This is a genomic window from Vibrio sp. Of7-15 (assembly GCF_022347565.1).
GTDB lineage: Bacteria > Pseudomonadota > Gammaproteobacteria > Enterobacterales > Vibrionaceae > NORP241.
In genome coordinates this window covers 188371-201184 of sequence record NZ_JAKRGH010000007.1, presented here as the reverse complement: position 1 = coordinate 201184, position 12814 = coordinate 188371, and the positions used below count along the sequence as shown (strand labels likewise).

14 protein-coding genes are annotated in these 12814 nt (G+C 41.1%); 7 read left to right on the top strand and 7 right to left on the bottom strand.

What is annotated here, in order from left to right:
• Positions 1–41: 41 nt before the first annotated feature.
• Complete coding sequence (locus MHO82_RS10565; RefSeq protein ID WP_239183908.1) at positions 42–872, top strand: SDR family NAD(P)-dependent oxidoreductase; 831 nt, start codon at positions 42–44, stop codon at positions 870–872.
• A 115-nt stretch (positions 873–987) separates the two neighbouring features.
• Here the strand turns inward: MHO82_RS10565 and raiA are convergent, their stop codons facing one another.
• Complete coding sequence (gene raiA, locus MHO82_RS10560) at positions 988–1344, bottom strand: ribosome-associated translation inhibitor RaiA (protein WP_239183907.1); 357 nt, start codon at positions 1342–1344, stop codon at positions 988–990.
• 272 nt (positions 1345–1616) lie between these two features.
• Positions 1617–2393 (bottom strand): siderophore-interacting protein, encoded by a 777-nt coding sequence (locus MHO82_RS10555; protein ID WP_239183906.1) that lies wholly within the window; start codon positions 2391–2393, stop codon positions 1617–1619.
• Between the two features lie 171 nt (positions 2394–2564).
• Here MHO82_RS10555 and MHO82_RS10550 point away from each other — a divergent pair, with 171 nt between their 5' ends.
• From MHO82_RS10550 to MHO82_RS10540, 3 genes are all read left to right on the top strand, one after another.
• The gene (locus MHO82_RS10550; protein ID WP_239183905.1) at positions 2565–3266 is read left to right on the top strand and encodes a YafY family protein; all 702 of its coding nucleotides are present in this window, start codon (positions 2565–2567) and stop codon (positions 3264–3266) included.
• Between the two features lie 61 nt (positions 3267–3327).
• Complete coding sequence (locus MHO82_RS10545; RefSeq protein ID WP_239183904.1) at positions 3328–3696, top strand: VOC family protein; 369 nt, start codon at positions 3328–3330, stop codon at positions 3694–3696.
• A 174-nt stretch (positions 3697–3870) separates the two neighbouring features.
• Positions 3871–5343 carry a BCCT family transporter gene (locus tag MHO82_RS10540; RefSeq protein ID WP_239183903.1) on the top strand — a complete coding sequence of 491 codons (1473 nt, stop codon included), beginning with the start codon at positions 3871–3873 and terminating at the stop codon, positions 5341–5343.
• Between the two features lie 51 nt (positions 5344–5394).
• Here MHO82_RS10540 and MHO82_RS10535 read toward each other — a convergent pair whose 3' ends face one another.
• Positions 5395–6297 carry a LysR family transcriptional regulator gene (locus MHO82_RS10535; RefSeq protein ID WP_239183902.1) on the bottom strand — a complete coding sequence of 301 codons (903 nt, stop codon included), beginning with the start codon at positions 6295–6297 and terminating at the stop codon, positions 5395–5397.
• Between the two features lie 89 nt (positions 6298–6386).
• Between MHO82_RS10535 and MHO82_RS10530 the strand changes: the two genes are divergently transcribed.
• Entirely contained in the window at positions 6387–7043 is a 657-nt protein-coding gene (locus MHO82_RS10530; protein ID WP_239183901.1) for a CatB-related O-acetyltransferase, read from the top strand.
• A gap of 44 nt (positions 7044–7087) precedes the next feature.
• Here MHO82_RS10530 and MHO82_RS10525 read toward each other — a convergent pair whose 3' ends face one another.
• The gene (locus MHO82_RS10525; protein ID WP_239183900.1) at positions 7088–7978 is read right to left on the bottom strand and encodes a LysR family transcriptional regulator; all 891 of its coding nucleotides are present in this window, start codon (positions 7976–7978) and stop codon (positions 7088–7090) included.
• 412 nt (positions 7979–8390) lie between these two features.
• Between MHO82_RS10525 and MHO82_RS10520 the strand changes: the two genes are divergently transcribed.
• Complete coding sequence (locus tag MHO82_RS10520) at positions 8391–9014, top strand: porin family protein (RefSeq protein ID WP_239183899.1); 624 nt, start codon at positions 8391–8393, stop codon at positions 9012–9014.
• Positions 9015–9104: 90 nt separating this feature from the next.
• On the opposite strand, the gene MHO82_RS10515 is transcribed toward MHO82_RS10520, so the two are convergent.
• A complete protein-coding gene (locus tag MHO82_RS10515; protein ID WP_239183898.1) occupies positions 9105–9335 on the bottom strand; it encodes a helix-turn-helix transcriptional regulator in 231 nt (76 codons plus the stop codon).
• 9 nt (positions 9336–9344) lie between these two features.
• Entirely contained in the window at positions 9345–9893 is a 549-nt protein-coding gene (locus MHO82_RS10510) for a DUF2975 domain-containing protein (protein WP_239183897.1), read from the bottom strand.
• 385 nt (positions 9894–10278) lie between these two features.
• Between MHO82_RS10510 and MHO82_RS10505 the strand changes: the two genes are divergently transcribed.
• The gene (locus tag MHO82_RS10505; protein WP_239183896.1) at positions 10279–11016 is read left to right on the top strand and encodes a transporter substrate-binding domain-containing protein; all 738 of its coding nucleotides are present in this window, start codon (positions 10279–10281) and stop codon (positions 11014–11016) included.
• A 220-nt stretch (positions 11017–11236) separates the two neighbouring features.
• Here the strand turns inward: MHO82_RS10505 and MHO82_RS10500 are convergent, their stop codons facing one another.
• Positions 11237–12802: a CoA-transferase gene (locus MHO82_RS10500; protein ID WP_239183895.1), complete on the bottom strand. Its 1566-nt coding sequence runs from the start codon at positions 12800–12802 to the stop codon at positions 11237–11239.
• Between the last annotated feature and the right edge of the window lie 12 nt (positions 12803–12814).

Sequence of the window (12814 nt, the reverse complement as noted above, 5' to 3'; positions counted from 1 at the left end):
TTGCTCATAGACACTGTTAACCACCTTTGGGAGAGCACGGCATGAAAAAAATCATACTAATAACAGGAGCAACGGATGGCATTGGTTTAGAAACAGCAAAAGCACTCATTTCTCAAGGCCACCACGTATTGCTGCACGGACGTAACCCCACAAAGCTCACGAAAGTAAAACAACAACTCACCAATCAATTTGCGACTACTGAAATAGAAACCTATGTGGCGGACTTATCTCGCATAGCCGATGTTTATCAGTTAATAGAAGAGGTTACCCAACGCCATGACAAGTTAGATGTACTAATTAATAATGCTGGTGTGTTTAACTCTCCTGAGCCAATTACTCCTGATGGGTTGGACATACGCTTTGTCGTTAATACATTAGCTCCCTATCTTCTCACCAAAGAACTATTGCCACTGCTAGACGAAAATGGACGAGTCATTAATCTTTCTTCTGCGGCTCAGGCTAGCGTTAATCTAGAGGCTCTTTCAGGGAAGGTTTCTTTATCAGATAACGAAGCTTACGCCCAGAGCAAACTGGCCATTACCATGTGGACTCGGGCTTTAGCGCATACCTTTTCAGATAATTCTGACAATAAAGAAAAACCGATCATTGTCGCGGTAAACCCAGCCTCTTTGTTGGGCAGTAAAATGGTCAAAGATGCATTTGGTGTTGCGGGAGGAGATTTGAGTATTGGATCAGACATTCTGTGTCGAGCCGCTTTATCAGACGAATTTAGCAAAGCTTCGGGCCTGTACTTTGACAATGACATTAAAAGATTTAGCGATCCTCATTCGGATGCCTTGAATAACGCAAAAGTACAGCAAGTCATGGACGTTATTGAAAAGACGCTCGCTAAGCTGACCGTACAGAAGTAACAACTATGGCCGCATACGGTTATAAAAAATGAACGAACCTAAGCTCAAAATAATTTATATGCAAAAAGCCAGCATTTCACTGCTGGCTTTATGAATCTGATTAATTATTTTTAACTTAAACTAACTTCATCTCTTGGATAATATCGGAAGCAATCTCTGGCTTCGTACTGGTTGGCTTAGCATGAAGATCTGCTTTTAGTTGCCCTTTGCGGTTACGCAGCCCAGCTTCTAGTTTTTTCAAAGCCGATGCAATAGCAGGATACATCACATCGTCTGTGGATTTGGCTGAAACGCGCACACCTTCATAGTTCGTGAAGATTTCCGCTTCATGCTTACCATGCTCTTTGGTAATGATAATGTCGCAGCTGATTAGTTGTGGAAAGTGAGTAGATATTTTATCGAATTTCGCTTCAATTTCTTTACGTGATTCGCTATTAATTGATACATGCTGTGTTTGAACATTTACTTTCATATAATGATACCTTTCCAATCACTCTGTCATTTAAACGTATCAAATTCAGTGTACTTTCACCAAGTGCAGATTGTCACATGTGTGATTAACTTCTTTGTTATGAAATAATCTTGCCTCTATACCTTGAATCTGCCGACCTTCGACAGAATATATTGCCATGTCATAACGACAGAGAGGATTCCAGTACCTAAATCGCTATGACATTTCTTCAGCGGCAACAATATCGTAGCGCTTATTCGAAGCAATATTGCTCAAAGGTATATAGTTCAAGGCTAAGCTTTTGCGGCGTCTTCCTTCTTTATTACCTTGTGTCCTTCTTCAGTCACACCGTTTTTCCAATAACTGCTGATGTAAATGTTGTCTCGTTCAACGTCTTTCTCGTTACGGAAATACTGACGTAGCGCCCGCATTGAATCAAATTCGCACGCACACCAAACCGCAACCGTGCCTTCCATCCATGCTTGCTGCATAACCTGATCGGCTAAGGTATTTGCATCAGCCTGCTTTTCTACCCAAATCACTTCCATATTTTTAGGGGCATCAAGTGATTGAATATCCTCTTGGCTCAGCACTTCAATAACAGCATACCCTTTTGCAGATTCAGGTAAGGATTTAAGCTTTACCGATAACGCTGGCAGTGCGGTCATGTCTGCCACAAGGAAGAACCAATCCGCTTCTGAGTTAATATTTTGTATGCTCCCCGGCCCCGCAATATGAATTTCATCTCCCGCTTTGGCATTCATCGCCCAACGAGCAGCGTGCCCACAGCCGCAGTCTTTCACTTCATGACGAACAAAATCCACCGTGATCAAATGCTTCTCAGCATCAAATTCACGAATGGTATAAGTTCGCATTACTGGGCGTTCATTTTCTGCCAGTAAACTAAGATCTGTTCCGCCTTGTTCGTTGAACATCAATTTAATGTACCCACCAGCACAATCAGCAGGAAAACCTGACAGCCCTTCACCGTGCATCACTATACGTTGCATATTTGGGGTAAGTAGAGTCGTTGATTGAACAGCAAGCGAAATAGAGTTTGGTTTTTTCATAGTACTTCTCTTTAGTAATTTACCTTTCAGTATATCGCCAAGCATCCGATCAACACAATGATAACAATTATCATTTACTTTTATTTACACTCCAACAAGTCGAGATACGCCCTAGACTTACGTAAAAAGATTGATACAGTAACTCCCTTCTTCATCTGATCAGTGCTTGCCATGTCCAGAAGCCAACGACTCTTCGATTTACTCCAATTACTTCGTTGCCATAAATACCCAGTACCTGCTGAGCACTTGGCACAACAACTTAATGTGAGTGTTCGGACTATCTACCGAGATATTGCGACATTACAAACGCAAGGCGCAGAAATAGAAGGGGAAGCTGGGCTTGGTTACATACTAAAACCAACGTTTACCTTACCGCCGCTGATGTTTTCAGCAGAGGAATTAGAAGTTCTACTGCTTGGTGCTGATTGGGTCAGTAAGCAAGCCAACGGGGAGTTTAGTGACACCGCAAAAAACGCCATCGCTAAAATATCAGCGGTCTTACCCACAGATCATGTAGCGAAACGTCGTGAAGATCTCATGCGCGTGGCTTCTATTATTGAAGTGCCTGAAGTGACAACAGGGCTATCTGAAATTCGCCATGCCATCAAACAGCAGTATAAAGCTGAAATTGGCTACACAGATGCACAAGGCAATGTTAGTTCACGAACTATATGGCCGATGCTGATTGGTTTATTTCAGCAGCACTATCTTCTGGTGGCTTGGTGTGAAACTAGATCGGCGTTTCGTAATTTCAGGCTTGATCGAATCCAGCACTGGCAAACACTGGAACAAAAGTACCAACCTCTTCGCAGTGAATTACTTAAAGAATGGCGACAGTTGGAAGGTATTGGTGACAAAGAGATTCACTACTGACAAAAACTGTCACTCCTACCCGTTATATTTCCTGCTTAACCATTCTACGTTAGGAAATACTATGTTTAAGCTAGATTCGTTTGTCCTTTATGTAGCAAATATTGAGGCCAGTAAAAACTTCTATTCCGAAATCTTTGAGTGTGAAGGGCAAGTTTTATCTCCAACCTTCGTCTCTTTTTCATTGGATACAAACATTACCGTTCAGTTAAAACAGCTCGATAACGTTTCTCCTTCAGCCGATATAACCGGAGGAGGAACAGAGCTCTCCTTGGTAGCCAAAAGCCAACAAGCTTTACGCACACTTTACGAACAATGGGAAAACAAAGGCATTCAATTTCTTCAAACTCCGACTGAGTTGGTGTTCGGGCTGACCTTTGTTGCCATTGATCCTGATGGGCACCGAATCAGAGTATTTGCAGCCAATCCATAAACCGTCACTGCTAAAAAATGAATTCGTAGCCCCGCTATCAAACTGCGGGGCTGTTGGTTTCTGAGCGGTGTGTGATTAAGTGCTCAATCTACTGCTCTTTTTCATTGAATAGTGGACGGTCTATGCACAGATAGGCACAGTAACGTTAATTTCTTTGACTGCATGTTAATAATAATGGAATCAACTAATCACCAGCCGCGACTATTGATGTTTGTTGCCGCAATTATCGCCGCACTTTTCACATTTTTCCCACAAATTAGCGTTTATCAACTCGCCTCTCTTACTGAAGTGGTGATAACCCAAATGGATGATGAGGTCATTTTATTTTCTTCATTGGCCTTTGTTCTCTGTGCGGTATTATGCGTAACGCCTTTCGGCAGAGTAAAGCTGGGTGATGGCAAACCCGAATTTGGTTTTTGGCCATGGATAATCATGCTTTTTACCACAGGCATGGGCTCAGGTTTGATCTTCTGGGGTGTGGCAGAGCCTGTTTTCCATCTTTCTAATATGCCCCCAGTCTCCTTACGCGGTGATGAAAAAGACACCGCGTTAGCCCTAACTTACTTTCACTGGGGAGCCCATGCCTGGAGCTTATACGCTTTAGCGGGGTTACTGATGGGATGGCTAGCGTATGTGAAAAAAAGACCCATGCGCGTGAGTGCCTCATTTTCAAAAACAGAGAAACCTGGCTGGTTAAGTTGGCTGGATCTTATTGCGGTGTTAGCCATTTTATTTGGCATTGCCGGAGTATTGGCAAACACCATGGCCCTTGTTGAACAAGGTATTCGCAGTGTCACTGGCACAGAAAAAGATCTCAGTGCTGTACGCATCGGCCTAACTGCCCTTGTTGGGATCTTGTTCACTATTTCCAGTGCGCTTGGCGTACACAAGGGGATTAAACGATTAAGCACCTTTAATATGTGGCTGATGATGGGGCTGTTTATCTTTGTGCTGATTAATGTCGATGTGGTCGCTGTAGCCACCCGCATGGTGAGCTCTGTTATCGCTTATGTCGAGATCTTACCGCAAGTCTCTTTGAGCACCATCGAAGGTGGCGAAAAATGGAGCCAAGGGTGGTCAGTCATTTATCTGATTTGGTGGATAGCTTGGGCACCGTTTGTCGGCCCTTTTATCGCACGGATCAGCCGTGGTAGAAGCGTGCGCCAATTTCTTATCTGTACTATTTTGATCCCAACCTTCGCCTCTATTCTTTGGTTTTCAGGCTTTGCTGGGGCAGTATTTGAAAGCCCATACCTGAATGAGGTTATAAAAGCCGTTAATGACGATTACACCAAAGGGCTGTTTACCTTCTTTGCCCACCTTCCTTTTAGTGAAGTGCTATCTGTTGTGGCTTTGTTGCTGCTGCTTACCTTTGTCATCTCCAGCTCAGATTCTGCTATTTACGCCGCAGGAATGCTGACTGACGACGTTCGCACCTCAAGTAAAATCAGCTGGTCTGTGATTGTGGTGACCATGGGGATTGCACTCGCCACCATCAACGATGTCGATCTCAATAAACAGGTGGCCATTGCCGGAGCAATACCTTTCACCTTAGTGATGATTTCGCAGCTGTTGGCAGCAGTATTTGAAAAAATAATGGCCATATCTTCACAAAATACAGAAAAAGCATTGAGTGCCAAAGAATAGAGCTTTGTCAGCCTGATCTAAAACGTGCTAGCTAATCTCGGCTAGCACGCCCTACCTCAGACGATCACGAAAAAACTCCACAAACAACTTAGTACGCTTCGGCAAATGCAACCTTTTAGGGTAAAGAATATACAAAGGCAATATTCGATTCGTCTCCCAGTGGGGAAGCAAATCCACTACCTCACCTCGTTGGTTTTCAGATAACTTAGACAAAGCAAGTTCATCCAGCATGGCCACACCACAACCATTCAACATTGCATCCACCATGGATGAGACCAAATTAACACTAAAGTTGCCGCGTAATTTTATATGTACCTCTTCTTTCGTCTGTTTATTGGCAAACAGCCAACGATCTAATGTAAATTCCGTGTTTTTATAAAGAATATGCCTGTATTGTGCTAGCTCTACTGGATGTTCAATTTCGCCGCACTTTTCAACATAGCTCTGATGGGCAAATGGCCGACAATGCAAAGAACGTAAATAATAGCCTACATAGCCTTCCGGTGGCGAGTCAGTAAGAAAGAAAGCCACATCGAAACCTGATTCGATCAGATCTAACGGTGTTTCGGTATAAATCATCTCGATGTCTAATTCTGGATACGCTTGGCTGAATTCAGCTAAATGTTCAGTTAACAACAGCGACCCAAATGACGCAGAAGCAGCGATACGCAGTTTGCCTGCAACCTTCTCTTTAGATCTTAAGGTGTCATTAATGCTCTCTGCACTTTCCAGTAACTGCTTCACTTGTTTATAAAACTCAACACCATCGTAAGTTAAATTGAATTGCCTGGTGGTTCTTTGAATCAATTGCACAGACACAAGCTCTTCCAGCTGCCTCAGTTGCCTGCTGACATGTGCATTGGAACACCCTAGCCTTTGCGCTGCCCCTGCAATGCTTTTCTCTTCACAAAGTGCGACATAAATAGGCACATAATGAAGCCATTTTATTTCCATATGGTAATTCTGATTATCTGAATGAACACTTCTGGAAATAATAACGGTTACCTACACTATCGCAACAGTAACCAAAAAAGAGTAACCACATGAAGGTATTTGAAAGCTGGCTTGAAGGACAAAACTTAAAAGATCACATAACCAACCCGAACATTGAAGTCGGAGACCATAGCTACTATTCCGGTTTTTATCATTCAAAGTCGTTTGAAGATCAGGCCGTTCGTTATTTATTGGGTGACAAGTTCACCAAGAATGCATGGCAAAGTAGTCTGTATGGAGAGGTGGATAAACTGCGTATTGGTAAGTTTTGCTCTATTGCATCAGGGGCGATATTTATGATGGCAGGAAACCAAGGTCATCGACTGGATTGGATCTCCACGTTTCCATTTTCAGCCGACATATTTGGTGAAGATGTTCAGAGTGGCTTTCAGAGAGCTGGCGACACCATCATTGGGAACGATGTTTGGATTGGCAGCGAAGCGATGATCATGCCCGGTGTAACCATTGGGGACGGAGCCGTTATTGGGGCAAGATCGGTAATCACAAAAAATGTGGCTCCTTATGCTATCGTGGTCGGTAACAATCACGTAATAAAGCAGCGGTTTGACACTCCATCCATAGAAACTTTGCTAACAATACAATGGTGGGACTGGCCTTTAGAGCATTTAAAAAAGGCCATGTCGCTATTATGCAGTGGCAACATTAACGGGCTGGAACATTACTATGTGGAGAATATAAAAGCCTAATCCACTTATCATTAGTTAGAATTAGGCTCGTAGTTATTTTGATATCATAAATTAGAAAACCAATCACATATAAACTGGATGAATACTCTTAAACGTTCTGGCTGAAAGCTGTGTTTATTGTAGAGTAAATTAATTGGGCTTGAGCTTATTTTCCAGCCAGTTATTGCTGATAATAACCTCTTTTCTTCAACATCTTGTTGTATATATATATAAGGTAACCGAATTATCCCTACACCATCTAATGCATATTGGCGTAACACTCGGCTATTATTACAATTCATTACCGAATCGACACATACTTCTTTAGTATCACCTTCAGAATTATAAAACTTCCACTTAGAAATCGGGCCAGTTATGCAGCGATGCTTATTCAACTCATCAGGACTATTTACTAGACCATACCGATTCAAATACTCTGGGGAAGCAAATAACCCCATTTCCATCATCATTAACGGGCGTGCCACTAATTGAGAATCAACCAACTCACCAGCCCGAATAACCACATCATATTCCTCATTCATTAAATCCACATGGCGGCTATCAAATGACAAAACGACATTAATTTTTGGATAAAGTAATGAAAATTCAGCTAATGCCTTAGCTACATACTCTTCACCAAATACACCACCTAAGCTGCTGACATTAATATTGCCCACCATAGAGCTATTATAATCAACAATATCGGACGCAATTTTATCAATTTCCTCTAGAGAATTAGAACAAGTACGATAAAACGCCTTCCCTTCTTCGGTGAGTTTCTGGGTTCGCGTGGTTCGAATTAATAACTGCACCCCTAGATCTTTCTCTAATTGACTAAGCTGCCTAGATACGTGTGCACGAGAAGAGCCAAGCCTCTCAGCGGCTTTGGTTAAATTTCCAAGTGATACGATGGTGACAAAGGTTTTTATGTCTGACAAAGAGAGATTGTTGCTCATTAGGTAACAGTGATTTGAGTTTTAATATATATATTATCAATAATAACAAGTTTATTATCCAATATCTCGTTAAATAATATCGCTTATCCTTTTTGTACATTTAATTATTACTCATTGTTTTAACTGTATATTTCAGTTCTAAAATTTTTGAACAACAAAGTGCACATGACTGTATAGTGAATGATTTTTCATCAAATACGATTCAGTTAAACCAATAAAAATAAACTGAGCTTACTTTAAATTGATGAGAATAAACCAAACGAGAAAAAACGGAATGAAATATGTTAATTTATTGTTCTTATTAAAAGTCATTAAATTAATAAAAGATCGAAAATATGAATAAAAATACTAATAGTTCAATTTTTATTGTTCTTCATTCTTAATTATTAATCATTACAATTAATACTATTCAATGAAAACTATTAAACTACTTGCTATTCTAATTGCTTTTTTTATAACTCCACTTTCACAGGCAGATGAAACTCGAGGCTTTTATATCGGCGCAGGTGTTGGTTCAACCAGCCTTGATGATAAAGACAACTTTTTTAGTGATATCGCGACTATAAGTGAAGATAGTAATACGTATAAACTAATCGCTGGTTATCAAGTGAACCGAATTCTTGCTATTGAAGGTCAATATACGAAGTATGGAGACGTGAATTTCCAAGTTCCTTCACTTCAAAACAGAACAGTATATGACTGGTCACCGCAAGCACTGTCATTATCTTCAAATGCGGGTTACACATTTAATAATGGGCTGCGACCTTTTGGTATTCTTGGGCTATCCATCCTAGATTTAAACCAATCGGCAAAAGTACTCGATAAAGAAAACTACCTTGGACTGCGTTACGGGCTAGGTTTAGAGTATGCTCCTATCTCATTACGTAACCTGAGCATTAGAGTTGGTTATGAAGCCGATTTTTTCTATGCAGATGAAGAATACATCTACCACGGAATTTACTCGGATTACACACTTTCTAAGATTTATGATTTCACTTTAGATTCATTCTACATGAGTGTTTCATATAAGTTTTAAGATAACCGATCAAAGGAGAGTGCCTCCACTCTCCTTTTCCCTGCATTATTTTTATACCATCAAAAGCGGTTTACACTGAACAATAAAAAGTTACTCGGCAAGTACACTATCATCAGTATTAGCTTCAAATTCAAGAATATCCCCAGGCTGGCACTCAAGCACTTCACATAATTTATCAAGAGTAGAAAAACGCACCGCTTTGGCTTTACCATTTTTTAGTACAGACAAATTAGCTTCAGTGATCCCAACCTCTTGTGCCAAGGTTTTTAAGCGCATTTTTCTCTTAGCCATCATCACGTCTAAGTTAATACGAATAGTCATAGAGATCCCTTAAATGGTGTGGCTGTTTTCATCGGCAAGAGTGTACCCTTCCTTCATTACCCATGAAATGATCAAAACAATAAACCCAAACACCAAAGTTAAAAAGTCCATCCCGACAAAGCTCACGGTTAAAATACGCTCACCTGGTGGGTTATTAAATGACAAAATCACCGACATCAACGCCCCATACACAATAGAACCACCAACCCAGAAAAATAAGCAGTAACCTAATTTCTGGAAGATAGCCGCATTATCGAGAGAAAAAATGTCATTGCCTTCGTAATTACGGAATAACCGAATTAATAGCGTTAACGCATACATAATGATGCTACACAACAATAAGCTCGCCATTGCAGATAACACACGAGTCGTCATAGTGAACGGCAACTGTGTATAGCTGTCAAAATTATAGCTCAGCTGAATCACACCCAGTGACGTTAAAAAATCATACGACGTCTCAACCGTTAACCAGTAGTAACACACCATCATTGGCGTCAGTGCCAGTAAACATTGAAAAAATAGACGGACACGACGGCTCTGTTTTTGAATCTTAGACATAAGTAAACACCCCATTTCGTTGATGGGTAAATACTAAGACAGTAAAAATTGAAGATCAACAATAAAATATCGTTTATCGATAATTTTAGATTGTTTAACAATGAATAAATACGTAGTTCAATCAATTAAATCAGCTTAATAGAAGGCCTATTCTCACTTAATTTCTCTTAAAGGTACTCATGGTAGGCGTTGGCTCAAACTCAACCTCACACATTCGAAAGCTTTAGTGACGATGTTAAAGGAAGCTCGTCCAAGCTGGTTTAATTGACCATTACATTGCTACTTTCTTTACCTGTGAGGGGATTTTTACCCATTTAAACAACCTCCAAGATCATATTGTGTTAAATTTTAAAGTAAGGCATCAGTGTTGTTATGAGGAAGTGGGATGAAGCGATGGGTACAATACTTCATATTCCTTTATATTGGTGCTTTAAGCACACCACTTCACGCTTTGACGATTACAGCGGCTATTGGAGATTATCCGCCCTACACTTCAGAATCTGACATCAATGCAAGATTAGCGGAAGAAATCGTGATAGCCGCCTTTGAAGCTTCTGGTTATCAGCTCAAAATTCACCGCACTCCATGGAAAAGAGCGTTAGAAAAAGCAAGGGCTGGAGTGGTTGATATTACTTTCCCATGGTTGAAAACTCCCGCAAAAGCTGCAGACTTTTGGTATTCTGATACGTTTGTTGACGTACAAGAAGCGTTGATCCACCGTAAAGATAACCCATTCTCGTGGACGATAGCCCAAGACTTGAAAAAATATCGGTTAGGTGGAACTTTAGGGTATTCTCACATCAAGCGATTAAAGTCTCATGGCGTTACCATTGAAACGGCACCGAGCGATATCTTAAATATTCACAAAGTGTTCTACCGGAGAGTCGATGCTTTTCCTATAGATAAAAAAGTTGGCCATTACTTACTTGCCGGATTACCTAAAGCGTATGAAGAACAGCTAACATACAATCCACACCTATTTTTTGATGGCGCATTCTATGTGGTGTCAGGTAAGGTCGGTGGGGAACAATCTAAAATGTTAATAATGCATTTTAATCAGGGGCTGAAAGCCATACAAGACAATGGAAGTCTTGAACGTATTCTGAAAAAATATTCCCCATAACACTTATTCAGGCTAAGCCATTTTAATGCAGGCACTGCTGATTACGCTTGTTACATACTATCAACTGTAAACGAATCAACACCGACTTTTCATGCTCTACTTTACCTCTTATTTAACCTAACTTTTGCACAAACAGAAGACCCGTGCTAACAAACAAGATCTTGTTATTGCGGGCCTACTTACTGCTCTAAAACGTACTAATCTCAAAAAGCGTGTTTCATTATTCTACGGCTCGCAATTCTAATTCCATAGTACATTCAGAAAATATGCGCTCATCCATCACTGGGATTGGTAATTCAAACTGAGGAGTAAACGACATTTTTGCTAAAATATCTCTTTCTAAATCCACCCCCGGCGCAATCTCAATCAATGTGAGTCCTTTTTCTGTCAACTTGAAAACCGCTCGTTCAGTAATGTAAAAAACAGGCTTATTACGCTCAAGTGCAACTTTTCCGCTGAATGTAATTTGTTGTACTTGCTCAATAAATTTACATCTATCACCATCTTTATGAATCACTAATCGACCATCAATGACTTCAATGTTTTGTTCTCCCGCAGTAAAAGTGCCGCAGAAAAAAACTTGTTTGGCATTCTGAGTAATATTAATAAACCCACCACAGCCACAAATGCTATCACCAAAACGAGAAACATTAATATTCCCAGCTTCATCACATTCAGCTAGCCCTAAGAAGGCTTGATCTAATCCACCACCATCATAAAAATCGAACTGCTGATCTTGGCTGATTATTGCTTCAGGAAATGCTGATGCACCAAAGCTCAGACCACCCGCAGGGGCCCCACCAATACCACCAGGTTCAACCGTTAATACCAGTTGATCCAAAACACCTTCTTCTTCTGCCACGTTAGAAATAACTTCAGGAGCCCCAATACCTAAGTTTAGAATTGCCCCCTTTTGTAAGAACATGGCAGCTCGGCGTGCAATCACCTTTTTGTCGTCCAATTCACGTTGAACATGCTGGTGTTCGTCCCTATCGCCAATCCCAACATAAGATTCGTTATATGACTCGCCGAAAGTCTGCATGTGCTCTTTAGAACCGTGAGCAATCACCACGGCATCTACCAAAATCCCTGGAATTTTGACAGCATGTGGGTCAAGTTCACCATTTTTTGCCAACTGCTTAACTTGTACAATCACTTTACCGCCATTGTTTTTCACGGCTTGTGCTGCTGCTAAGTTTTCAACAATTAAACACTCATCTTCCATGGTTATATTGCCATTTTCATCAGCAGTTGTGCCGCGTAAAAAAGCCACATCCACATTCAGCTTTTTGTAAAACAGATATTCCGTGCCCTCTATTTCCATCACACTGACAATATCTTCACGAGACACTTCATTGATTTTCCCGCCTTCGAACCGAGGATCAACAAAAGTTCCTAACCCCACATGAGAGAGCGTACCCGGCTTACCTGCTGCAGAATCACGCAACAGATGAGAAATCACCCCTTGAGGTAAGTTATAAGCTTCAATTTGATTAGCCAATGCCATTTTTTGTAATTCAGGAACAAGCCCCCAATGGCCACCAATCACACGCTTTAACATTCCCGGGTGTGCAAAATGGTTGGCGGCTTTTCCTGTGCCATTCCCTTGCCCTGCTGCAAAAACCACACTAAGGTTTTTGGGGTGTCCGGTTGCGATAAAGCGTTCAGCCGTCGCTCTAGCCAGCGACTCAGCAACAACGGAACCAATAAACCCACCTAAGAAAATTTCTGCCCCATCCTGAACCCATTCTGCGGCTTGCTCTGCTGTCAGCACTTGAGTTTTCAAGCTCCCTCTCCT

Excerpts from the sequence above, each read along its gene's own strand:
- MHO82_RS10540 (WP_239183903.1), top strand. The coding sequence starts at position 3,871 with ATGGAATCAACTAATCACCAGCCGCGACTATTGATGTTTGTTGCCGCA.
- MHO82_RS10505 (WP_239183896.1), top strand. The coding sequence starts at position 10,279 with ATGAAGCGATGGGTACAATACTTCATATTCCTTTATATTGGTGCTTTA.
- MHO82_RS10535 (WP_239183902.1), bottom strand. The coding sequence starts at position 6,297 with ATGGAAATAAAATGGCTTCATTATGTGCCTATTTATGTCGCACTTTGT.
- MHO82_RS10550 (WP_239183905.1), top strand. The coding sequence starts at position 2,565 with ATGTCCAGAAGCCAACGACTCTTCGATTTACTCCAATTACTTCGTTGC.
- MHO82_RS10545 (WP_239183904.1), top strand. The coding sequence starts at position 3,328 with ATGTTTAAGCTAGATTCGTTTGTCCTTTATGTAGCAAATATTGAGGCC.
- MHO82_RS10530 (WP_239183901.1), top strand. The coding sequence starts at position 6,387 with ATGAAGGTATTTGAAAGCTGGCTTGAAGGACAAAACTTAAAAGATCAC.
- MHO82_RS10520 (WP_239183899.1), top strand. The coding sequence starts at position 8,391 with ATGAAAACTATTAAACTACTTGCTATTCTAATTGCTTTTTTTATAACT.
- MHO82_RS10515 (WP_239183898.1), bottom strand. The coding sequence starts at position 9,335 with ATGACTATTCGTATTAACTTAGACGTGATGATGGCTAAGAGAAAAATG.
- raiA (WP_239183907.1), bottom strand. The coding sequence starts at position 1,344 with ATGAAAGTAAATGTTCAAACACAGCATGTATCAATTAATAGCGAATCA.
- MHO82_RS10525 (WP_239183900.1), bottom strand. The coding sequence starts at position 7,978 with ATGAGCAACAATCTCTCTTTGTCAGACATAAAAACCTTTGTCACCATC.
- MHO82_RS10555 (WP_239183906.1), bottom strand. The coding sequence starts at position 2,393 with ATGAAAAAACCAAACTCTATTTCGCTTGCTGTTCAATCAACGACTCTA.
- MHO82_RS10565 (WP_239183908.1), top strand. The coding sequence starts at position 42 with ATGAAAAAAATCATACTAATAACAGGAGCAACGGATGGCATTGGTTTA.
- MHO82_RS10510 (WP_239183897.1), bottom strand. The coding sequence starts at position 9,893 with ATGTCTAAGATTCAAAAACAGAGCCGTCGTGTCCGTCTATTTTTTCAA.